Source organism: uncultured Flavobacterium sp., from assembly GCF_951805225.1.
GTDB lineage: Bacteria > Bacteroidota > Bacteroidia > Flavobacteriales > Flavobacteriaceae > Flavobacterium.
This window is the reverse complement of the sequence record NZ_OX638201.1, coordinates 2,978,116-3,002,376: the sequence shown is the minus strand read 5'-3', so window position 1 is coordinate 3,002,376 and position 24,261 is coordinate 2,978,116. Positions and strand designations below refer to the sequence as shown.

The following is a 24,261-nucleotide window of genomic DNA, read 5'->3' as shown; positions in this document are numbered from 1 at the left end:
CTTTTTAAGATTTTGTTTTCAGAAGATATTCATTCCAAAATTAAGTCTTGCTTCTTGCTTCTTTCCTCTCAAAAACTACAATACCTCGTAAATCCCTGCAGAACCTTGCCCAGTTCCCACACACATAGAAACGATTCCGTATTTATTACCTCTACGTTTCATTTCGTCGAATAACTGAACAGAAAGTTTAGCACCAGTACAACCTAGAGGATGTCCTAAAGCGATTGCACCACCGTTTACGTTTACGATTTCCGGATTAATGTTTAATTCGCGAGTTACTGCTAAAGCTTGTGAAGCAAAAGCCTCGTTTAATTCAATTAACTCGATGTCGTTTAATGTTAATCCCGCTTGTTTCAAGGCTTTCGGAATTGCTTTTACAGGACCAATACCCATGATTCTTGGCTCAACACCAGAAGAAGCAAAGTTTACAAGTCTTGCAATTGGCTCAAGGTTTAATTCTTTTACCATATCCTCGCTCATGATTAAAACAAAAGCAGCACCATCACTCATTTGAGAAGAGTTTCCAGCAGTTACGCTTCCATCAGCAGCAAAAACAGGTCTTAAACCAGCTAAAGCAGCAACAGAAGTTCCGGCTCTTGGACCTTCGTCTTGTTTTACAACATAAGATTTAGTTTCTTTTTTTCCGTTTTCATTGATGAAAGTTTGTTCAACAGTAATCGGAACGATTTGTTTGTCGAATTTACCTTCAGCTTGAGCTTTCAAGGCTTTCATATGAGAATTGTAAGCAAACTCATCCTGATCTTCTCTTGAGATTTTATATTGATTAGCAACCGCTTCAGCAGTTAAACCCATTCCCCAATAGTAATCTTCGTGACCTGCAGCAGCAACTTTATAATCCGGAGTTGGTTTGTAACCTCCCATCGGAATAAAACTCATACTTTCAGCTCCACCCGCAATGATACAATCTGCCATTCCTGATTGGATTTTTGCAGTTGCCATTCCGATAGTTTCTAATCCAGATGCGCAATAACGGTTAACTGTAACTCCAGGAACATCTTCAACTTTTAATCCCATAAGAGAGATCAAACGTCCAACGTTAAGACCTTGTTCAGCTTCCGGCATGGCATTTCCTACCATAACGTCATCGATACGTTTTTTGTCAAAATCAGGCAATTCATCCATCATAAACTGAATGGTTTCTGCAGCTAATTCATCAGGTCTTTTAAATCTAAAAACCCCTTTTGGTGCTTTTCCTACCGCAGTACGGTAAGCTTTTACTATATATGCTGTTTTCATTTGTTTCTTTTTTTAAGAGTATAGAAGATAGAGTATAGAAAATAGACATTACTAAGTCTGAAATCTATATTCTATTCTCTTTGTTCTATTTTCTAGTTTCTAAGTGGTTTTCCTTTAGTTAACATATATTGAATTCTCTCTAAAGTTTTACGTTCAGTACATAAACTCAAGAAAGCTTCACGTTCGATATCTAATAAATATTGTTCAGATACTAAAGTTGCTTCAGATAAATCACCACCAGCCATTACGTAAGCAAGTTTGTTAGCGATTTTCTTATCGTGCTCAGAAATGTATTTTCCAGCTTCCATTTGATCCGTTCCAACTAAGAACATTCCAAGAGCTTGTTTTCCTAATACTTTCACATCAGTTCTTCTGATTGGTTGCGTATAACCAGCTTCAGCCATTAACAAAGCATGTTTTTTAGCTTCAGCGATCTGACGATCTTTGTTTACTACGATAACATCTTTTCCATGTTGAAGAAGTCCGGTATCAAAAGCCTCATAACCAGAAGTCGAAACTTTAGCCATTGCGATTGTCAAGAAATACTCCTGAAGAACGTTCAATTCCACGTCATTTTTACGGAATAAATCTGAAGCTCTCAAAGCCATTTCTTTAGATCCACCACCACCAGGAAGTACACCAACACCAAACTCAACTAATCCCATATAAGTTTCAGCAGCAGCAACCACTTTATCAGCGTGTAAGCTCATTTCGCATCCACCACCAAAAGTCATTCCGTGAGGCGCAACAACAACTGGAATCGAAGAGTAACGAACGCGCATCATTGTGTCCTGGAACAATTTGATAGCCATATTCAATTCGTCATATTCCTGCTCAACCGCCATCATGAAAATCATTCCGATATTAGCACCAACAGAGAAATTCGCTGCTTGATTACCAATAACCAAACCTTGATATTCTTTTTCAGATAAGTCGATTGCTTTATTGATAGCAGCAAGAACGTCGCCACCAATAGTATTCATTTTAGATTGGAATTCTAAGTTCAAGATTCCATCTCCTAAATCCTGAATGATTGCACCACTATTACTCCAAACTTTTTTGCTTTCGCGAATGTTGTTTAAAATAATAAATGAATCCTGTCCAGGAACTTTAGTTTGTGATTTTGTTGGAATGTTATAGAAATAAGTCGCTCCTTCTTTTACAGAGTAGAAACTTTCGCTTCCAGAAGCCAACATTTCAGTAACCCATGCAGCTGGTTCAAGACCTTCTGCTTTCATGATTTCGATTCCGTTTGCAACACCAATAGCGTCCCAAATTTCGAATGGACCATTTTCCCATCCAAAACCAGCTTTCATCGCATCATCAATTTTGAATAATTCGTCAGAGATTTCAGGAATTCTGTTTGACACATAAGCAAACATTCCAGCGAAACTCTTACGGTAGAATTCACCCGCTTTGTCTTTTCCTTTTACAAGAACTTTAAAACGATTGATAGGTTTATCGATAGTTTTTGTAAGTTCAAGCGTAGCAAAATTTGCTTTTTTAGCAGCGCGGTATTCTAATGTATCTAAGTCTAAAGAAAGAATATCTTTATCTACTTTTTTATAAAAACCTTGACCAGTTTTGCTTCCTAACCAATTGTTCTCCATCATTTTTGTGATGAAATCAGGAAGTTTAAACAATTCGTGTTGTTCGTCATTTGGGCAGTTTTCATAAATACCATTGGCAACGTGTACCAAAGTATCTAAACCAACAACGTCAACAGTACGGAAAGTAGCCGATTTTGGACGACCAATAACCGGTCCAGTCAATTTATCAACTTCTTCAATCGTTAATCCCATTTCTTTCACTAAGTGAAATAAACTTTGGATTCCGTAAATACCAATTCTGTTTCCAATAAACGCCGGAGTATCTTTAGCAACAACCGAAGTTTTTCCTAAGAATTTAGATCCGTATTCGTTTAAGAAATCCAATACTTCAGTAGAAGTTTTTGGACCAGGAATAATTTCAAATAACTTTAAGTAACGCGCAGGGTTAAAAAAGTGAGTTCCGCAGAAGTGTTGTTGAAAATCTTCGCTTCTTCCTTCGCTCATAAAATGAATTGGAATACCAGAAGTGTTTGAAGTAACCAAAGTTCCCGGCTTACGGAATTTTTCGATTTGTTCAAAAACTAATTTTTTGATATCCAAACGTTCTACAACAACCTCGATAATCCAATCAACATTGGCAATTTTTGCCATATCATCAGTAGTATTTCCAGTCGTAATTCTGTTAGCAAATTTTTGACTGTAAATAGGAGACGGTTTCGATTTTAATGAATTCGCCAAGTGCTCGTTTACTACACGGTTGCGAACAACTTTACTTTCAAGCGTTAATCCTTTTTTAGCTTCAGCTTCTGTCAACTCGCGTGGTACGATGTCAAGTAATAAAACTTCAACACCAATATTGGCAAAATGACAAGCTATTCCTGAACCCATAATTCCGGATCCAATTACAGCAACTTTTTTAATTGTGCGTTTCATAAGTCGTTAATATTTGTTTTTGTTTGAATTTGAGGTTTCCTTATTCAATAAGGTTATTCATTTTCCTGTTTTTCTGTTTGATTAAATATGTTTTTATCCTGAATAAGTTCATTTATGATTTCTGAGACCTCGATAAAATGTTTCAGCTTTTCGTCAGAAACATGTTTTCTAACACTCTCATTAAATTTCAAAACCGTATTTTTAGATAATTCTCTTTTTTCTTTTCCAAAATCCGTCAGGTAGATTAAAACACCGCGACCGTCACTTGGATTTTTTTTACGAACAATCAAACCCTTATCCTCCATTGATTTCAATGTTCTCGTTAGGCTTGTAGCTTCCATACCCATTCTTGGCCCTAAAGCGGTCGATGGAGTTCCGTCTTCTTTATCTATACTCAAAAGCGCAAATCCCGTTGCCATTGTAGCATCGTATTTTGCAGCCTCCTCATTATACATTCTTGATACGGCTTGCCATGTAGCTCTCAAAATATAATCTATTGTTTTGTCTTTCATAAGTAACTATATCGATTTCAAATATAATCAAAAAATACTATGCATGCATATTAATTTATGATAAATTTTTGGTTAGTAAAAAAATATCTCTGAATTAGAGTGGTTTAGGGTTAATTTTTAATTGAAATATACTATTCTTTTTTGGGATTTTAACAAAATTTAAGACTTAAAAAACTTTTTCCGAGTCAAAAAGTCTCTAAAATTCTTCATTATGTAAAAAAAAGTATAATAAAGTGCGAATAAACTTTAGTCTTCATATCGCTGAATCGCATTTTGAAGGATTTTTTTCATCCTGTTTCTCAGGTTTTCAGGTCTCAAAACCTCGATTCCGTCTCCAAAACCCAGAATAATACGTTCCATTTCATAATTTGGAGAAATAAACAAGTGAACAATAATACTCTTATCCTCATTTTCCTGAATCAGCCTTTGCGTATGATGCAACGGTTTCGTCAAAACATAAGGCGCATTTGCAGCATCAATCCAAAGTTCTATTTTTCTCGGTTTCAAACCAGTATTTACCGTCACGCCAATAATATTCTTATAATACACATCAGCATCAAAATCCTCCTCTATATAAGGAAGGTTAAAATCGTAATCAATTGCAATAATCCTGTCCAAAGCCAAATTCGTAATCGGTTGAGAACCTTTAGTCTTTCCAATCAAAAACCACCGATTATTGAATTCCTTCAAAATAAAAGGATGAAAATGAAACTTACTTTCCTCCTTAGATTTAAACGATTTATAAGTAATCATAAGCACAACCTTCTTGATAATCGCTTGATAAATCTCATCTAAATAATGCAAACCTTTCAAACCTTCGTTTTTATCCAGATAAATAACAGGTTTCGTGTGCGATTTCTCCGAATAGATTTTATCCTCCAAACGCTGCAAAATATCCGACACATCATTAAACAACGAAAAATCCTTAAACTGTTTCAACATCGAAACCGTTTCCGTCAAAACATTCATATCCGTTTCCGTCAGCGGAATATCCGTTATCGTAAATTCGTCGTCATCATATTTATAAAACTTTTTATCATACACCACAATTGGCGCATTATACCCCAGTTTTTCACTTCGCATCAACTGAATATCCATTTGGATTGTTCGTTTGCTAATCGGGTTTGCTCGACCTTCATATTCGAATAAAGCTTCAGAACAACATTCGATTAAATCCTCCAAAGTCCATTGCCTGTATTTATTCTGCAGACATTTGTCAATGGTTTTGTACCGTATTAAAACATTTTTGTTTTGAGACATATTATTATTTTTTTGGGCGTGTCCCGCCGAAAAAGGCGGGTCGGGCTTTCCGTTACAATCTTTTCATTCCAATTATCGTAGAGGCGCACAGCAGTGCGTCTTCTGCAACGTTCAATTAATTATCAATGTATTCGTCAGCAAACCTGACAGGTTTTTAAAACCTGTCAGGTTTAACAACGTTTACGGTACGTTTAACATGTTATGGATCATCTTTGTCTGAGACGCACTGCTGTGCGCCTCTACAAATACCGTGTGTTATCAATCTATTCGCCAGCAAACCCGACAGGTTTTTAAAACCTGTCGGGTTTAACAACGTTTACGGTACGTTTAGCATGTTATGGATCATCTTTGTGTGAGGCGCACAGCAGTGCGTCTTCTGCAACGTTCAATTAATTATCAATGTATTCGCCAGCAAACCCGACAGGTTTTTAAAACCTGTCAGGTTTAACAACGTTTACGGTACGTTTAGGAACATAAACATCATACCTATATTAATAACGAAATCTCCTTTTCAATATTTATTCTTGCTTTCTCTTCATATAAATCTCTGAATTCAACCGTTTGAAAAATAAACTCATATTCCAGAAAATGTTTCAACGCTTTTGCGCGTCCCGGTTTATAGAGAAAATCAGGATAAATGCGATATTCCTTTCGGATTTGTTCAAAGTAAATCTGATATTCATCCCAATTGCGGGCGAGAATCTTCAAATCAAAATCAATTAACCAATTAATATCTTCATTTATATTATGCTGATGAAGTTGCGTTGCACAAATCGCATCAAAAACCAATTGACGATCAAATTCCGCAAACCCGACAGGTTTAATGTCGCTAAAAATCGACAAAGCAAATTCAGCACTTTTGAGTTCATTATCTTTTTTAGAACTCTTATAAACATAATCATGATAAAAAATCGAAAATAATATTTCATCAGGATTCTTAAGTCTGTCAGAATACGTTTCAAAACAGAGAATCATATCCTTAATATGTGTTAGATTATGATAATGTCTTGATTTACTGGAATATGCTTTTTCTAAATCAAGCCAATTTTGCTCAATCGCTTTTTCATCAAAACCAATATTAGCAAGCAATTCAGCGTATTTTTCCTTTAGATTCATATCCTTTTTTACTCAAATATAGAATTCTTTTTTTACTGCGCAAAATAATTGCGTAGTAGTTCTGAAATCTTTGTAATGTCAAAAGGGAACAACGATAGATTGTTTAATTTTTAAAAACGAGAAATTATGAAATTCAATTTTTTAGCAAAAGAAAAAAACACCGTAATGAATTACGAAAATGCAACAGCATATACATTAACAACAGATTATGAATTGTATGCAGCGGTTGTAACAACAAGTTTAAATGCTTCATTTTATGAAAAAGATACAACTCGTTTAGAAAGAATTAAAGAGTTGATCAAAAAAGCCGATCCTGTTTTTGTGGCAAAACTAGCCGTTTATGCCCGAAACGAAATGCATATGCGTTCAGTTCCATTAGTATTAATCGTAGAATTGGCCAAAATATATTCCGGTGATTCCTTAATCAGTAAAATGATTACACAAGTTATACAACGTGCAGACGAAATAACAGAATTATTGGCGTATTACCAAATGGCAAACGAGCGAAACGGAATCAAAAAACTAAACCGTTTGTCTAAACAAATACAAAAAGGTTTGGCGCATTCATTCAATAAATTCGATGAATACCAATTTGCAAAATACAACCGTGATGGTGCAGTGAAATTAAAAGACGCATTGTTTTTGGTACATCCAAAAGCAAAAGATGAGGCACAACAAACATTGTTCAATAAAATAGTAAACGATAGTTTAGAAACTCCATATACCTGGGAAACCGAATTGTCAAAAATTGGTCAGATAAAGTATTATAACGAAACCGAAAAGCAAAAAGCATTCACTCAAAAATGGGAAGAATTGATCGATAGTAACAAAATTGGTTACATGGCTTTGTTGCGAAATTTACGAAATATAGTCGAAGCCAACGTTTCGCGATTTCATATATTAAAAGTTTGTGATTATCTTTCTAATGAAAAAGCAGTTGCAAATTCGAAACAATTACCATTCCGATTTTTAGCCGCTTATCGCGAGTTGAAAACCTTGGATTCTAAATATATATCCATGATTTTGGATGCTTTAGAAGATGCAGTTTTGGTGAGTGCGCAAAATATAAAAGGTTTGGATATCAATACATCGGTTGTAATTGCTTGTGACGTTTCGGGTTCGATGCAAAAAAATATCTCGCCAAAAAGTAAAGTTATGCTTTACGATATTGGTTTGATGTTGGGTATGTTGATGCAAAACCGTTGTAAAAATGTCGTAAGCGGTATGTTTGGTGATCGATGGAAAATAATCAATATGCCAAAACGAGCCATATTGTCAAATGTAAACGAGTATTACAAACGCGAAGGTGAAGTAGGTTATTCGACAAACGGTTATTTGGTTTTGGAAGATTTAATCAGCCGAAAAGAAATAGTAGACAAAGTGATGTTGTTTACAGATGTTCAAATGTGGAATAGTAATTACACAAAAGATTCATTTGCAAACTCCTGGAACCGCTATAAAAACATCGCACCAAATGCAAAATTGTATTTGTTTGATTTGGCAGGTTACGGTCAGGCACCAATAAATGTCGAGAAAAACGATGTGTATTTAATCGCTGGTTGGTCAGATAAAGTATTTGATGTATTGAATGCTTTAGATGATAAAAGCAGTGCTTTGAATTACATCAACCGAATAGAATTGTAAAAATAAAATCTACTGCGCAAAATAATCGCGCAGTAGTATTTGAATCTTTGCAATAGAAATGTTCATTGAAAAAAGAATAAAAAACAAGTGTCGTAGATAAGTGTTACTTCGCATTGATAACGCCCGGGACGTGGGTTCGATCCCCACCAATTCTGTTTAATTACAGAACTGTAGCTCAGTGGTTAGAGCAGGATATGTCACTTATTGCCAGTTGCCTTGTTTTATAAAATAAGTATTGGTTTCGTAGATAAGAGTTACTTCAGGGGAATTGTAGTACAGGTTCGAATCCTGTTCAGTTTAGGCTGATAGTGAAATGGTAACACACAATTATATAGTCTCTTATTGATTATTATCCAATACTATAAACAAAAAAGAATGTCGTAAATAAGGGTTACTTCGTCTCAAATTTGGGGAGGAATAGCGAAGTTGTAGAAACAGCAAAGTTATCCAGTTCGACTCTGGCAAGACAAGCCCCGTTTCTCTTATTGCCTTTAACTTCTTTTTAATTCGAAAAATGTCGTGTGTGAGAAATACTTCGTTCCAAAAAGAATTCTCATCAATTGTTGCTTTTTCAAAATTATAAGATGCCGTGTATAAAGTGTTACTTCGCCTTAAATGAAAATCATCACTTATACAATATTGCTCTAAAAAAAAAAAAAGAGTGTCGTCAGGAAATGGTTACTTCGTTCCAAAGAAAATTAGACCATTCCTAAACATTACCTCTTTTAAAATTAAAAACATAAAAAAATGATGTAATAAAAAAAGCATCAAATATTTAAGATAAACGCATTGCTTGTCATTTCGACGAAGGAGAAATCTTCGCAAGTAACTCCGCAACGGAAACCCAATCTTTGTCGAGTTTCTTGTGGAGATTTCTCCTTCGTCGAAATGACATAAAATGCGAAAAGAATTAAAAAATAAACACGCAAAAATAACAGCGCAGTAATATTTGAATCTGTAAAAAAAAATGATAGATATGAAAAACTCAGAATTTGAAATCCACCCTTTTAATGAAGTTTTTTATATAGAATCTTTATTAAATAAAACACGTTCAATTTTGAATGATGTTGAATCATTAAATAATATTTTAAAAAGAGACCATTATGATTGTCAAAATGATGATACGATCCTAGATTTACTCCAAAACATCATTCTTACTGCAGGAGGGATTTCTCGATTTTTTTGGCCTTCAAGGGATAAAGGATATTATAAAATTAGAGCGAAAAAGTTATGTGAAGTTTACCTTGTTGATGATTTAAATGTTTTGAAAAATAGAGATATGCGAAATCTTATAGAACATTTTGATGAGAAATTAGATGATTTTTTGAAAGAATTTAATATTGGAACAGTCATGCCAAAATATGTAGGACCAATAAGTTATGTAAATGATGCTAGGATATTTTTTAGAGCATATTTTTATGATAGGGATATTTTTAAGATTTTCAATGTGGAATATAAAATAGGACCAATTCTATATGAAATTAATAGAATTCATGAAATTTTATTAATACAAGAAGAAAAAGGTGGTCGATTTATATTAAAATAACTGCGAAGCAGCAAAAACCTTTGCCTCTATGAATCTTTGCCCCTATGTCCCTTAAAAATAAAAAATCTACGCAAAATGATTGCGCACTAACTTTTGAATATTTGTTCAAACAAAAGAACTAATGAATACAACGCTTTTAAAAGAGATGATTTCCAAAAATTATGTAAGGGTAAACAAACATCCTAAACATGATTTATATATTTATAATTACACACAAAGTGCACAATTTGAAAGAATTTGGAATGATGTTACTTTAGCGTGTAGAGGTTTAATTTTGGACGAAAAAGAGAATGTAATTGCAAGACCTTTTCCTAAATTTTTTAATTTAGGCGAAATGGAAACTCAAGTACTTCCGGATACCACTTTTGAAGTTTATGATAAAATGGACGGTTCAATGGGAATTTTGTATTGGATTGATGAGGTTCCGTTTATGGCGAGCCGAGGTTCTTTTGCAAGCGAACAATCGGATAAGGCGAATGAAATGTTACACGGAAAATATAGAAATTCGTGGTCACTTTTGGATAAAAACAAAACGTATTTATTCGAAATTATTTATCCTGAAAACCGAATTGTTTTAGATTATGGTTCGGCGGAAGAATTGGTTTTATTAGCTATTATTGATACACAAACAGGTGACGAATTTCCGCTGGAAGATATTGGATTTCCTTTGGTTGAAAAATACAACGGAATCAAAGATATTTCGCTTTTAAAAGAAATGGATATTGCGAACAAAGAAGGTTTTATCATTAAATATGCAAACAACTTTAGAGTAAAAATTAAATTTGAAGAGTATCTTCGTTTACACCGAATTATTACTCAGGTTTCTAACTTGAATATCTGGGAATATTTGAAAACCAATCAGACAATGGAAGAAATTCTGGAACGAGTTCCGGATGAGTTTTTTGATTGGGTAAAAGAAACTAAGAAAGATTTAGAAAATCAATATTTAGAAATCGAAAATCGATGTAAACTAGATTTCAGAGTTTTAGATTCCCGTAAAGAAACTGCTTTGTATTTCATGACTTGTAAACATCCGGGCGTATTATTTGCAATGCTGAATAACAAAGATTATTCAGTCATTATATGGAAAATGATTCGGCCAACATTTGAAAAACCGTTTAATAGAGAAGAAGAATAAAATGAGAAAAGTAATTTTAATGAAAGGATTGCCGGGAAGTGGGAAATCTACTTTGGCAAAAAAGATAATTGCAGATAATCCAGAAACTTATAAAAGAATTAACAGAGACGATTTGCGCGCTATGTTTGATAACGGAAATACGAGTCAGAGCAACGAGAAATTCGTTAAAAAAGTACGTGATTTATTAATCGTAAAAGCTTTAGAAGAAGGAAAAAGCATTGTGATTGATGATACGAATTTATCGGAAACTAATTTTAGACGCGTTTCACAATTAGTTAAAGAATACAATACAAAATTCAACGAAAAGGTAGAAGTTGAGGTTATGGAAGTTAATACAGATGTTGCGATTTGTATCGAAAGAGATGCTTTGAGAGAAAAACCGGTTGGAGAAAAAGTGATCAAAAAAATGCACCGACAATTCTTTAAAGATTCACCAGAATACGCAATCCAAAATCCAGATTTGCCAAAAGCAATCATCTGTGATCTTGACGGAACTTTGGCTTTAATGAACGGAAGAAATCCGTTTGACGCGAGCAAATGTGATCAGGACGAAATCAATGATCCGGTGGCAAATGTTTTGAGAAATTACAAAAAACTGGGTTATGAGATATTGCTGGTTTCGGGAAGAGAAGACCGATACAAAGAACCAACGTTGAGGTTTCTTGAAAAACACGAAATCGAATATGATGCTTTAATCATGCGAAAAACTCAGGATAGCCGAAAAGACTCCATCATCAAAACCGAAATCTATAACGAATCTATAAAAGATAAATACTTTGTAGAATTTGTTCTCGACGATAGAAACCAAGTAGTTGACACCTGGAGAAATGATCTGAAATTACCGTGCTTCCAGGTTTATTATGGAGATTTTTAGGAGAGGTTCAAAGGTTCAGAGAGGCAAAGGCTCAAAGGTATTAGAAGCAAGAAGCAAGATGAAAAAGGGTGAGAAGTAAGATGCTAGAAGAAAGAAATGAGGTTTTAACATAAAGTCTTGCCTCTTTACTCTCAAAAAAAAACAAAAAACAAAAAAAATTTAAGGTAACAGAGAGGAAAAAAGCCTTAGCAACTTAGCCTCTCAGAACCTTAGCAACTTTAAAAAAATGAAACAATACATAGACATAGGAATTAATTTAACCAATAAACAATTCCAAAACGACATAGACGATGTTGTACAAAATGCTTTAGACGCCGATGTATCGCAAATGATACTTACCGGAACAAGCGTAAGAAATAGTGAAGAATCTGCTCGAATAGCAAAAGAATATCAGGGAATATTATATGCTACGGCGGGAATTCATCCGCATGATGCGAAGAGTTTTGATGCGCAAAGTATTTCAAAACTGAGAAATTTATTAAAACAGAAACATGTAGTTTCGGTAGGCGAGTGCGGACTTGATTTTGATCGTGATTTTTCGCCCAGAAATGTACAGGAAACCTGTTACAAAGCCCAACTAGAATTGGCGATCGAAGTTCAGAAACCTTTGTTTTTGCACGAAAGAGCCGCTTTTGCAAAGTTTATAAGCATTACAAAAGATTATTTGCCACAATTGCCAAAAGCCGTTGTACATTGTTTTACCGGAAGTTTGCAAGAAGCCAAAACGTATCTCGATAACGGATTCTATCTTGGTTTTACCGGAGCAATTTCAGACAGTAAACGTTTTGAACATTTAAAAGAAGTGATTCAATACGTTCCGCTTGATAGAATGATGATCGAAACCGATGCGCCGTTTATGCTTCCAAAAAACACTCCAAATAATCTCTTGAAAAAATACCACGAACGCCGTTGCGAACCCGCTTTTCTACCTTTTGTTGCTGCGACAGTTGCACAGTTCAAAGGAGTTTCGGGAATTATAGTTGCGGAGGAAACAACAAGAAATGCCAAAAACTTTTTTGGGATTTAATAACTTTATAAACTTTAACCAAAACAGATTAATTCTTCTGTAGAATCCATCTTTAATGGTGGTTTAGGTTAAGTTATTTATTTTCGGATTTTTACTACAGAAACAGGTATTTATACGCTGTTTTTTCGTTTTAAATAACTCTAATTTTGAATTTTAATATCAAATAACGGATGTTAATATTAATTGGAGTTTAGAAATGAAAGAACAGAATAAAACCATATTACTATTTTCTTTTTTACTAATTACCACATTTTCATTTTCTCAAAATGAAAGATTAATTATTGGTAGAACAACCGGTAAGTTGTTTATTAAAAAGGATTTAGTAATAAGAACTTTTGGTTTTGCCAATTCGCTTTCAGGACAGATTACTTTACCGGGATATGATATTGATGTAAAAGAAGGAGATAGTGTGAATATCGATTTCTGGAACATTTCTCAGGGAAATCCAGTCTCTTTATATTCTAAGGAAATTGAATTCACACAACTGAATAAACAAAAGCAAATAATGAATAAAAAAGAACCAGTTCACCACATGGAACATGGTTTTTATTCTTTTCAGGCAAAAAAATCAGGAACTTATCTCTATTATAGTCCTGAAAATTATCCTTTCAATCTTCAGGCTGGGATGTTTGGAGTAATTATTATTCGACCGAAAGAAAAAGATTCCTTAGTTGATAAACCTTTAACCGAAATACTTTGGTGCAGTAACGAAATAGATACCAAATGGCACACAGATGCTATTATGGGAACAGAATACGACGATTCAAATAAGCCAATACTTCTTCCGGATTATAAACCGAATTACTTTTTGATAAATGGTGAAACAATCTTGAAAAACAAAGGTTTGCAATCTTTCGAACATAAAAAAAATACGGTATTGCTTCGTTTGGTTAATGCGGGTTTATACATTCATGAAATTAAATTTCCATTAGATACAAAACTTCAATTTATATCTGGAAATGGCAATCATATCAAGGCATTATCGACAGGATATAATGTTGCACTTGATCCTGGAGAATGTCTGGAATTGTATGCTTTTTTAGGTAATACTGCCCAAAAAGCAAAGATTAGATATCAGTTTATAAATCTTCTTTCAAAGAAAATATATCATCAGGCCGATATTCCGGTTTTTTATTAAAATTTAAACAAACTCCCCATGAAAAAAAATCTCTTTTACCTCATTATTCTGCTTTATTTCTCTATTTCCTCTGCACAGAGTAAACCCACTTTTTCTGTAGTAGGAAATGCAACAAATAAAGAAAGTGTCTTAAAAAACAAACGATTAGACATTTCTAAAATTAAAGTCGAAAACGTATCCAATAAACCTATATATCTGGTTTGGGAAACGGTTTCGAATACTTTTCCAAAAGAATGGGATTGTTCTATGTGTCAGCATGGAGCGTGCCAAATCGGAATTCCAAAAGGTTCTGCTTTCAGTAAATTAAATGCAGATCAGCAGGGATTTATTGCAATTCATGTTATTCCTGCCAATAAAACAGGAAACGGGATTGTTAAATTTAAAATCTACGATAAAGCAAATCCCGATTATGCTGAAATTTTAACCTTTGAAGTTCAAGTCCTCTAATATCAAAAACAAATCTATTAATTAACCTAAAAATAAGCAAAATGAAAAAAATTACTATATCACTATTTATTATTTTGATTACATTTTCTGGCTTTGGTCAGAGTTCAGGTAATGTAAAATATATTCGATACAATGTTAATACAGCCGAAGGACAAGCAGATCTTTTGGCAATGAATACAGCCTTTAAAAAAATGCGCGAAATGGGCTGTGAGAATGGTCTTGGTTGGTATTATCAAGGTGCAATACATAATATTCCGGATTCAATTGCCGGAAAAAATGAGCTTTGTGCACAATATCAAACAAGCAAAGATAAATTATGGGCTTGGGGCGATTGTACGCATAAAAGAAACTCAGAAGCTGCAAACTTAAATTTTCTTTTATGGCACAGATTGTACATTTGGTATTTAGAAAAAATCGTTAGGGATTTATCCGGAAAACAAGATTTTGCGATACCATATTGGAACTACGGAAGCAAAGAAGTTGTCGATAATATTTTGCCAAAAGAAGCAAGAGACAAATCCGGTTCTTTGTATGCGCCAGCCAGATATAGTGTTCTTAACAACGGAAAACCAATTCCTGATAATGACCTTACACAGATTCAGTTAGCACTTGAAGAATTAAAAACAAATCCTTCTTTTACAGGAGCGGCAGGATTTAGCAAAAACCTCGAAGGTGCGCCTCATGGTTTTATGCACGATCTTATTGGAGGAGAATATGCAGATCCAAAAGAAAGCTATTATAACGAAATTTATCAACTGAAAGATTTTTCAGGTTTAATGGCAAATGTTCCTTCGGCAGGTTTTGATCCCGTTTTTTGGTTGCATCACAGTATGATTGACCGTATTTGGGAATCCTGGGATGTTTCGGCTTATGGGCAACGTCCAACATTAGAGCAGTTAAAAGCAAATCCGTGGACATATGAATTTATTGCTCCTGACGGAAAGCATATTACCTATACAATGGAGGAAGTTTACAAGATCGTTTTTAATTTAGATTATAAATATGACGATTTGCTTTACGGATCTAAAACTCCGGTTTTGGCTTCTAATGAATCAACTTCAAAAAAGAAAGTTTCATTTCAGGATTCAAAAGAGAAAGTTATTTGGGAACAAAAAATTGGAAAAACAATCGAAAACACTGGTTTTACGCACAAAGTAACCAGTACATTTTCAAAAAGTACCAATAAAGTTTTTAAAACCGAAGCCAACTCAAAAATAATATTAAACCTAGATGTAGTCGTTTACAAAGAACCAAAAGATTTTTACACCGTTTATCTTCGTTATCCGGGAAAAGCAGATCAATATGTGGGAACAATGACTTTCTTTGGCGTTGCTCATGATCACGGACTCGAAGCAAATCATACAGCGGCAGAAACCGGAATAAAACTTAATTTCTCTTATTACATTTCAGATGATTTGGTGAATACAGATAAGAATTTTGAAATTATTATAAAAAAGAGCGGAATTGGAGATGCTAAAGTAACACTTGAAAAAATTAGTGTATCAAAGGCAAATTAAGCTAAACTATAAACTCAAAAACACAAAAGCGCTTTGATATCAAGGCGCTTTTGTTATATATTTAAAACCCAATTTGAAGCAGTTATTTTGATTATATTTATTTAATTTGCCGAAAAAATAATAATGAAATTCGTACTGCACAGAACCATAATCATAAAATCATTAATTGCCGCTCTGGCTATATTAGGAATTAAAAATTTTGTATTCAAAAACCTTTCTTTCTACGGACAGGATTTTCACGACTTAATAGAATTATCAGATATCACGATTATTTTTACAGGCGCATTTTTTGTTTTTGGATTATTATTGGCAGCAACAATGACCGATTTTAAAGAAAGCGAAAAAATCCCCGGAGAAGTTGCTTCAAATCTGGAAGCGATCAAAGATTGGATTTATCTGGCTTTTAAAGCGCCAAGAACGGGAACTTCTGATTTGTGTAAAGAAGATTTAAACCGTGCTTTTTTACGTGAAGAAATGATTACTATTACCGATGGCATTATTGCCTGGATATATTCCCACGGAAAAGATTCTAATGTTATTTTTCCTTTAATTCGAAAGTCAAACGAAATCGCCTATTATTTTGCCGAAAGAGGCGTTGACAAAGAAGCCATAAAAGGCATTCAGGAAAATACAAATGCAATGCGAAAACAACTTACGCGTGCTTATTCTATTTCGAGAAATAACTTCATTAAACCAGCCTATATTTTGCTTCAAAGTATTTTGTTTATCGTCATGTCGTTTTTATTGATTAGCAAATTCAAAAGCCCTTCGGCAGATTATTTGGTAACTTCTGCGATTACCTTTATATTTTGCTATTTGTATTTATTAATCAGCGGTTTAGATGATCCTTTTGATATTCATAACGGAGATACCAATGTCGATCTAAAACCTATCGATCGATTCAAACAACGACTTATTTCAGATTTTTTAGTTTGATAATCGAAAGCCAGTAAATAATGAATGAAAATCAGTTTTGTAACGAATTAAAAGCAACAATACCGGACTTGCAAAAAGAATGGAAAGATAAATATGCTTTGTTTCTTACCGATGAAAATTTAAACGATTTCTCTAAAAACCTGTTTTATTGGTATCAAAATCCAAATTCTGAAGTTTCAGGATTACCTTATTTTAAAGAAGAGATTTTGATTTCTAAAGAAGTTTTTTTGCCTTATTTCACAGCTATTTTTGAAGCTTTAGAAAGTAATTCAGATCAACTGAAATTCGAAATTATTAATATGTTCGAAAAGACGCCATTCGAAATTATTTTGCTTATTTTGGGACAACGATTAACATCGGCAAGTGTTCGGGATGAAAGTGCAATTCCGCCTTCAAAAGAAATTCTTTTAGAAAGTTGTTTACAGCCTTTTAATACCGAAACCTCGATTGTAGTGCGAGCTTGGGAAAAACATGTTGGCAGAAAAAAGGATAGTATTTTTGGCGAAATAAAAGGAAATAACCAACAGAAACAGGAAACGGTAGAAAAATTGGTTCACTATATTATTGCAAATAAAACATGGTGGAATGTGTTTTTTCATTACAAACATGATGTCGTTTACGAAATTAGAATTCCAAACGGACAAGGAATGAGATGGTCGCGGGACGGAAAGAAATTCATTGGGTTTTTAGAACATTTTTTAGAAGAATAAAATGAAAGAAGATATAAAATATACTTTTAGTGACGAAGAATGGCAAAGCTGTATAAAGGTTTTAAACGCATTGAAAGAGAATCCGTTTGAGAATCCGGACAATAATTTGTTTGCCGGTTTGATTACCAAAATCCACAAAAATGCCAAAAAGAATATTCGGACAGTAAGTTATACTTCAAAAAAGCAAGAAGATCTTCAAACAAGTCTCAATGCCGAATTAGTATCAAAAGCTTTAAACGGAATCACTTTATTTTCGGAAAAAGAGAATCCTGACGAACAGCAATTTACCGAATTAAATTTGCCTAAAAACTGTTATTGCTGCAATCAATCTTATAAGTTGGCGCATAGTTTCTACACGAGACTTTGTCCGGATTGTGCGGTAGAAAATTATGCAAAACGTTTTCAGAATCTGGATTTAAAAGGCAGAAACGTTATTTTGACCGGAGGACGCGTAAAAGTTGGATTTGCAACCGCGCTTAGATTGTTGCGAAATAATGCAAATGTTGTACTTACAACTCGTTTTCCTGCGCTCGCTTTAGAGCAATTTATGCAGGAAAGTGATTTCGAAAACTGGAAAGAAAATCTAATAGTTTATGGTTTAGATTTGAGAAATTTAAACGCGATTAATGACTTTATTTCTTTTTATAAATCTAAATTTCAGAGTTTGGATATTTTGATTAATAATGCAGCACAAACCATAAAATATACGGATGAATATTACCAGCCTTTGATTAAAAAAGAAGACAAATTATTGGATATATTTCATTCGAATATAAATTTAATTGCAAATCAAACTGCCGTTACAAAAGAAGTAAAAGCATTAGAATATAGTTCTGGAGAGAAAACCGAAGTTCAACTAACACGTTTTGGACAACCGGTTGACAATCGCGAAAAGACAAGTTGGAATTCGACTTTGGAAGAAATTAGTATGTATGAATTGGTTGAGGTTAATTTGATCAATCAAATTGCGCCTTATTTTTTAATAAAAGAGCTAAAACCATTATTTCTGAACTCCCATTTTGAGGAACGTTTTATAGTAAATGTAACTTCGTCTGAAGGGATTTTTAGTTATACCAACAAAACCATTTTTCATCCGCATACCAATATGACAAAGGCGGCGTTGAATATGATGACGCTGACTTCGGCGAAGGAATTTGCGGTTGATTCTATATTTATGACGAGTGTTGATGTTGGCTGGATTTCGACAGGAGCAAAAGAAAGTTTGCGAAAAAAACAATTTGAAGAAGGATATATTCCGCCGCTGGATTCTGTAGATGGCGCCAGTAGAATTTTTGATCCAATAGTTGACGGAATCAACGGAAAAAGTATATTTGGGGTCTTATTGAAAAACTATAAAGTTTCTCAATGGTAAAAATAGGATAGTAGTTTAACTGGAAAAACCACCGCTGCCACTGTAGTTGTTTTGGGTTCGAGTCCCAACTATCCGACAAAGGTGTTAGCTCAATTGGAAGAGCACTTGCCCACCACGCGAGCGGTTGCGGGTTCGAGTCCCTGCACACCTTTATTTTTTTTGAGGTTCAAAGGCTCAGAGCAACAAAGGTTCAAAGGTTTGAAACTTGTGTTTTATTGCTTTGTGGCAAATTCATATGAAAGCGTTAGCTCAATTGGAAGAGCAGCAGTTTGCTAAACTGAGGGATGCAGGTTCGAGTCCTTGCACGCTTTTACTTTTTTAGGTTCAAAGCTTAAAATAAAACTTTGTGACTTATCGCCTTCGTGGCATAAAAATACAATCCTAATGAAGGTGTTAGCTCAATTGGAAGAGCGTTCCCCACCAAGGGGGAAGGATGCAGGTTCGAGTCCTTTGCACACCTTTATTTTTTTAGGATTAAAATCAAAAATAAACTTTACGAGATTAAAATAGAAAGGCTTTTAAATTCAGGTGTTTTTACTTGGTTTAGGGGCTTTTTGTTTATATATATTTGAATACGACCATGGTCTTAAAAAAATATGATGATTATGGAAAACCGTAAAGTTGTTTGTAAAATCTTATGCAACTTTGGTAATTGATTTTGAGTGGAAAGATCATAAAATAAATAATTATGGAAATAAGGAAAATACATATTAAGAATTTCAGATTATTAAAAGATTTTAAGTTAGATCTTGAAAATAATCTTTCATTAATAATTGGAAAAAATAACACAGGAAAAACTTCTCTTTTGTCAGTTTTAGAAAAATTCTTAACAGACAAGAGTACTTTTTCTATTAATGATTTTCATATAGATCAAATAAAAAAACTTGAAAAACTTGAAAAAAGAAATGTAATTAATATTGGTAATGATTTTGATTTTAAAATTCAATTATTTTTTGAAATTTTTTACGACAAAGAAGATAGTCTGAAAAATATATCATCTCTTATTTTAAATCTTGAAGATGAAAACAAGGTCATTCTAGGTTTTGAATATTATTTAAACCCAGACAGCTATAGCAATTTAATTAGAGAATATGGGCTTTATAAATCAGAAAATACTAAAAAAAATATTACTGATTTTCTAAGAAAAACAGATAATAAAAGATTTTTCAAAATGGAGATTAAATCCTTCATATTTGATGGAGATGAAGTTATAAGTTCTCAAGTAATTAAAGATAAAAATATAATTTCAAAAATTATAAATTTTCAAAGTATAAAGGCAAAACGGGATGTCAATAATTCTGATAGTAATAGACCAGATAAAACATTATCAAAATTATCGTCTGATTATTATGAAAGTATCGAGAATAGTCAGCAAGAACAAGATACTATAAAAAAACTTAATAGGGAGTTAGGAAGTACTGACGAGAAATTAAATAAAATTTATCCATCTGTTTTTAAAGATGTCATTAAAAAGGTAGAACTTTTCGGAGGAAAAATACCTGGAGAATCTTCAATTAAAATATTATCATCATTACAAAGTAAAAACATTTTAAAAGAAAATACTTCTGTTTTTTATGATCAATCAAATTTTCAATTACCTGAAGATTATCATGGTTTAGGATACATGAATTTGTTTGCGATGATTTTTGAAATAGAATTGAAGTGCAAAAAGTTTAGAAGAGAAAATGAAAAATTAGATAATCAAATTCCAGCGGATATTAATTTATTATTCATTGAAGAACCAGAAGCACATATGCATCCCCAAATGCAACACATTTTTATAAAAAATATATCAAAAATTTTAGAAAATGAAAAAAACGGTCTTGATTCAGATGGAAATAAAGTAGCTGAGAGATTACCGTTTAATCTTCAAGGAATAGTAACAACTCATTCTTCGCATATTACAGCAGAAAGTGATTTTGATACAGTAAAATACTTCTACAAAATTGCAAAGGAAAATAAAGTTATTTGCAAAAATTTAAAAGATTTAAAGAAAGAGTATTTAGTAGAAACAAATCAATATGAGTTTTTGAAGCATTATTTAACTTTAAATAGAGCCGAATTATTTTTTGCTGATAAAGCTGTTTTAATCGAAGGTGATACAGAAAGACTGCTATTGCCTGTTATGATGGTAAAATTGGACAGCGAAAATAAATTTGATTTACCATTATTATCGCAAAATATCTCAATTATTGAAGTTGGTGCTTATTCTCATATTTTTGAAAAGTTTATTGATTTTATTGGTATTAAATATCTAATTATAACTGATTTTGATACATGCAAAAATGTGAAAACAGGTGAATTTACCAAAGAAGGTAAACCTAAATCCGAAAATATTCTATGCAGAGTTGATGATCCAGAAGCTAATGGTAGTTTAAATAATGCTATAAAACATTTTTTAAATTCATACTCATTTAGTGTATTGAAAAAATCTAAAGTGAACTTTTATTTAAAAAAGAACTCATTATGCATTGCTTTTCAACACTATGAAAATAATTATCATGCGAAAAGTTTTGAAGATGCTTTCATAAATTTAAATAGAAAATTTATTTCTGATAATAAATCGGTTTTTAGAGGATTAAAAAATATTAAACATTTCGATTTACAAGGGGATGCAATTAAAGATGCGTACGATTTAGCTGAAAATTGTATTAATAAAAAAACGCATTTTGCATTAGATATTATTTATTATAGTTCTGCTGAGAATTATACTACTTGGGAAATTCCATCATATATAGAAGAAGGATTATTATGGCTACAGAAATAGAAGATATATTTAAAGCTATCGACTCAGGAAACCATTTTCTTTTAAGTGGTGGTGCTGGTAGTGGAAAAACTCACACATTGATTGAGTTATTAAATAAAATATATAAAGATAATCCTAAAGTTAGTATAGCATGTATAACATTTACAAATGTTGCTGCTGATGAAATTCAGGATCGTACGGATTATGATAATTTAGTGATTTCAACAATTCACGATTTTTTGTGGATGAATATTAGTCCATATCAAATTAACTTGAAAAAATCGCTTATAGAATTAAATCCAGATGATGATTTAAATTTTGATGAAATTGAAAGAATAGATTATCGTGAATATAGGAACTTTAAAAAAGGTATAATAAAGCATGAGGATGTACTTAATATAGCAGAACACTTATTTATAACATATCCATTATTGTCTAAAATTATAAAAGACAAATATGATTATATTTTTATCGATGAGTATCAAGATACTTATAAGCCTGTAATTGAGATATTCTTTAACCATTTAAATAAAACAAGTAAAAGAAATGTGATTGGGCTTTTTGGAGATAGCATGCAATCAATTTATCAAGATGGAAATAATTTATCAGAATATCTTGGAGATAAGGGAAATAATATTCCTCAAATTATTGAAGTACCGAAAAAAGTTAATCGTAGAAATCCTCAAAGTGTAATTGATTTAGCTAATAATATTAGATTAGATCCGTTAAAGCAAAAGGCAGAAATAAATTCAGATGCACCAAATAATAAAGATGGAGCTATCAAACAAGGGAAAACAAAATTTATATACTCTAAAAAAGAAAACAACGATGCTTATAACATAATAAAGGCAAAGTTCTGTAAAGATTGGGATTTTAAGGATTCAAAAAATACCAAGCTTCTTCTTTTGTCTCACTCCCTTATTGCAAGCGAGGTAGGATTTCCTAGTTTAATGGATATATACGATAAAGATAAAATAGTTGGAAATGGTGGATATGTTGAAAGAATAAAAAAATATATTGAAAAAAAGTCGATAAAAGATGATTTAACTGATATGTCATTTATTGAAGTTATTAATATTTTATTAAAAAAAATAGATGAAAGTTTAGAGTTTGAAATAGGTATGAACAAATTAAATCTTATCATTAACAACGGATCAGATTTAAATTATGTTAAGTCTATGAATCAACTTAATAAAGAATATCTTGAAATTAAAGAGATACTACCTACAGAAGGGATTTATGAATTTTTATATGATAATGTAGGAATATTTGATCTTGCGAAAAACATGAATTTTGAAGTACTTAAAAAGATTTATTTAAATAAAGATAAATTAATAGGGAAAAAGAAAAGTAAGAATGAAGAATCAAATAAAAGAAGTGAGGAAAGAGATTATTTGATAAGGCATTTGATGCGAATTCAAGAAATAATATCGCTGTATGAACATAAAAATTATTATTCTTTAATTAATAAAAGTGATTTTAAAATTAATAAAGGCGAACACAAAGCAGAACTAAATAAAAAGATAAAAGATCTTTATTTAATCAAGGGAGAAAATATAGAAACTGTGATGAAAAAGGCAGACGAACTTCGATTATGTCAGATTGATGAGCTCACTAAAGATTTTTTGGATAAAAATAAGTTTCTATTTGAACGTTTGAAAAATGTTAGTTTTAAAGAAATTGAATCTCTATATAAATATGTTGAAAATGAAACAGTTTACTCTACACAACATGGTATAAAAGGTGCAGAATTTAATAATGTTTTAGTTTTTCTTGATAAAAGTGCCAATACAAAACTAAATTATAAAGCTCTTTTTGAAAAAACTGTTGGTAAAGAATCCATAATTGATAGAACTCAAAAGTTATTTTATGTTTGTTGTACTAGAGCAATGGATGATTTAATTGTTTTTTATAATGATGAATTTAGTGAAGAAGTAATAAAGCAGGCTAAAATTTGGTTCGGAGAAAAGAATATATTTGATATTGATGATTTAATGACTTAAAAAGAAATCTGTCTTTGCATAAATAAACAAAAAAAGCGCAAACCTCAAAGATTTGCGCTTTTCCAATTTTATATAAAGAAAAAGAAATATTATTTCTCTTTCAACAACTTTTCTAAATATTCAACCTTTTCTTTTTCAGATTGAACCAAACGTTCGTAAAGCTCAACAACTTTATCAAGAGCATTAAAAGTACAATTGTTGTTTGGACCATTTATCTGACCATTACTCGCACTATTATCATAAAAGTTATTGAAATAATTAAAAACAGATTCTTCCGAAAAGTTTTCAATAGCTTCTACCGTAACTCCCAGAACTTTTGCAATTTCTAGAAGTCTTTTAGCGTCAACTTCTTCGCTTCCTTCAATTCCGGAAACAGTTTGTTGACTTAGTCCAATAGCTTCTGCAAGCGCTTCTTGTTTCATTCCACGAAGCTCTCTGATTCGGCTAATATTTCTGCCAATGTGTTTTGGTTTAGTTGCTGTGCTCATAATTCAAAGGTATTTAAAATTCTTTTAAAAAATACTGATCGGTAAAA

19 protein-coding genes and 5 tRNA genes are annotated in these 24,261 nt (G+C 32.5%); 18 read left to right on the top strand and 6 right to left on the bottom strand.

Annotation, left to right across the window (positions count from 1 at the left end; genetic code table 11):
- Nucleotides 1–75: 75 nt before the first annotated feature.
- The 5 genes from WN975_RS11950 to WN975_RS11930 all read right to left on the bottom strand — a co-directional run bounded on the left by WN975_RS11950 (nt 76) and on the right by WN975_RS11930 (nt 6,628).
- Entirely contained in the window at nt 76–1,257 is a 1,182-nt protein-coding gene (locus tag WN975_RS11950) for an acetyl-CoA C-acyltransferase (RefSeq protein ID WP_055096034.1), read from the bottom strand.
- Nucleotides 1,258–1,349: 92 nt separating this feature from the next.
- Nucleotides 1,350–3,740 carry a 3-hydroxyacyl-CoA dehydrogenase/enoyl-CoA hydratase family protein gene (locus tag WN975_RS11945; RefSeq protein ID WP_132011811.1) on the bottom strand — a complete coding sequence of 797 codons (2,391 nt, stop codon included), beginning with the start codon at nt 3,738–3,740 and terminating at the stop codon, nt 1,350–1,352.
- 53 nt (nt 3,741–3,793) lie between these two features.
- On the bottom strand, nt 3,794–4,252 hold the full coding sequence (locus WN975_RS11940) for a MarR family transcriptional regulator (RefSeq protein WP_337966734.1): 459 nt from the start codon (nt 4,250–4,252) through the stop codon (nt 3,794–3,796).
- A gap of 246 nt (nt 4,253–4,498) precedes the next feature.
- Nucleotides 4,499–5,512, bottom strand: a complete 1,014-nt coding sequence (locus WN975_RS11935; protein ID WP_337966733.1) for a WYL domain-containing protein — start codon at nt 5,510–5,512, stop codon at nt 4,499–4,501.
- 486 nt (nt 5,513–5,998) lie between these two features.
- Entirely contained in the window at nt 5,999–6,628 is a 630-nt protein-coding gene (locus WN975_RS11930; RefSeq protein WP_337966732.1) for a hypothetical protein, read from the bottom strand.
- Nucleotides 6,629–6,754: 126 nt separating this feature from the next.
- Between WN975_RS11930 and WN975_RS11925 the strand changes: the two genes are divergently transcribed.
- The 18 genes from WN975_RS11925 (at nt 6,755) to WN975_RS11840 (ending at nt 23,726) form a co-directional block, all read left to right on the top strand.
- Entirely contained in the window at nt 6,755–8,272 is a 1,518-nt protein-coding gene (locus WN975_RS11925) for a TROVE domain-containing protein (RefSeq protein WP_337966731.1), read from the top strand.
- 165 nt (nt 8,273–8,437) lie between these two features.
- Nucleotides 8,438–8,572, top strand: a tRNA-OTHER gene (locus tag WN975_RS11920).
- A gap of 676 nt (nt 8,573–9,248) precedes the next feature.
- Entirely contained in the window at nt 9,249–9,818 is a 570-nt protein-coding gene (locus WN975_RS11915; protein ID WP_337966730.1) for a hypothetical protein, read from the top strand.
- A gap of 121 nt (nt 9,819–9,939) precedes the next feature.
- On the top strand, nt 9,940–10,956 hold the full coding sequence (locus WN975_RS11910; protein ID WP_337966729.1) for a T4 RnlA family RNA ligase: 1,017 nt from the start codon (nt 9,940–9,942) through the stop codon (nt 10,954–10,956).
- 1 nt (nt 10,957) lies between these two features.
- Entirely contained in the window at nt 10,958–11,830 is an 873-nt protein-coding gene (locus tag WN975_RS11905; protein WP_337966728.1) for an AAA family ATPase, read from the top strand.
- A 226-nt stretch (nt 11,831–12,056) separates the two neighbouring features.
- Entirely contained in the window at nt 12,057–12,857 is an 801-nt protein-coding gene (locus tag WN975_RS11900; protein ID WP_337966727.1) for a TatD family hydrolase, read from the top strand.
- Nucleotides 12,858–13,053: 196 nt separating this feature from the next.
- On the top strand, nt 13,054–13,995 hold the full coding sequence (locus WN975_RS11895; RefSeq protein ID WP_337966726.1) for a multicopper oxidase domain-containing protein: 942 nt from the start codon (nt 13,054–13,056) through the stop codon (nt 13,993–13,995).
- An 18-nt stretch (nt 13,996–14,013) separates the two neighbouring features.
- Nucleotides 14,014–14,442, top strand: coding sequence for a hypothetical protein (locus tag WN975_RS11890; protein WP_337966725.1), 429 nt, complete (start codon nt 14,014–14,016; stop codon nt 14,440–14,442).
- 41 nt (nt 14,443–14,483) lie between these two features.
- On the top strand, nt 14,484–15,959 hold the full coding sequence (locus WN975_RS11885) for a tyrosinase family protein (protein WP_337966724.1): 1,476 nt from the start codon (nt 14,484–14,486) through the stop codon (nt 15,957–15,959).
- 123 nt (nt 15,960–16,082) lie between these two features.
- Entirely contained in the window at nt 16,083–16,895 is an 813-nt protein-coding gene (locus tag WN975_RS11880) for a hypothetical protein (protein WP_337966723.1), read from the top strand.
- A 20-nt stretch (nt 16,896–16,915) separates the two neighbouring features.
- Nucleotides 16,916–17,605 carry a hypothetical protein gene (locus WN975_RS11875; RefSeq protein ID WP_337966722.1) on the top strand — a complete coding sequence of 230 codons (690 nt, stop codon included), beginning with the start codon at nt 16,916–16,918 and terminating at the stop codon, nt 17,603–17,605.
- Between the two features lies 1 nt (nt 17,606).
- Nucleotides 17,607–18,977 (top strand): SDR family oxidoreductase, encoded by a 1,371-nt coding sequence (locus WN975_RS11870; RefSeq protein WP_337966721.1) that lies wholly within the window; start codon nt 17,607–17,609, stop codon nt 18,975–18,977.
- Between the two features lie 4 nt (nt 18,978–18,981).
- A tRNA-Gly gene (locus WN975_RS11865) sits at nt 18,982–19,053 on the top strand.
- Nucleotides 19,054–19,055: 2 nt separating this feature from the next.
- Nucleotides 19,056–19,129: transfer RNA gene (locus tag WN975_RS11860), tRNA-Gly, on the top strand.
- Between the two features lie 86 nt (nt 19,130–19,215).
- Nucleotides 19,216–19,289, top strand: a tRNA-Ser gene (locus WN975_RS11855).
- A gap of 75 nt (nt 19,290–19,364) precedes the next feature.
- Nucleotides 19,365–19,439: transfer RNA gene (locus tag WN975_RS11850), tRNA-Trp, on the top strand.
- A 226-nt stretch (nt 19,440–19,665) separates the two neighbouring features.
- Nucleotides 19,666–21,744 carry an AAA family ATPase gene (locus tag WN975_RS11845; RefSeq protein WP_337966720.1) on the top strand — a complete coding sequence of 693 codons (2,079 nt, stop codon included), beginning with the start codon at nt 19,666–19,668 and terminating at the stop codon, nt 21,742–21,744.
- The gene (locus tag WN975_RS11840; RefSeq protein WP_337966719.1) at nt 21,729–23,726 is read left to right on the top strand and encodes an AAA family ATPase; all 1,998 of its coding nucleotides are present in this window, start codon (nt 21,729–21,731) and stop codon (nt 23,724–23,726) included. Before WN975_RS11845 ends, WN975_RS11840 begins: the two co-directional genes overlap by 16 nt.
- A gap of 89 nt (nt 23,727–23,815) precedes the next feature.
- On the opposite strand, the gene WN975_RS11835 is transcribed toward WN975_RS11840, so the two are convergent.
- Nucleotides 23,816–24,214 (bottom strand): helix-turn-helix transcriptional regulator, encoded by a 399-nt coding sequence (locus WN975_RS11835; RefSeq protein WP_337966718.1) that lies wholly within the window; start codon nt 24,212–24,214, stop codon nt 23,816–23,818.
- Nucleotides 24,215–24,261: the final 47 nt, after the last annotated feature.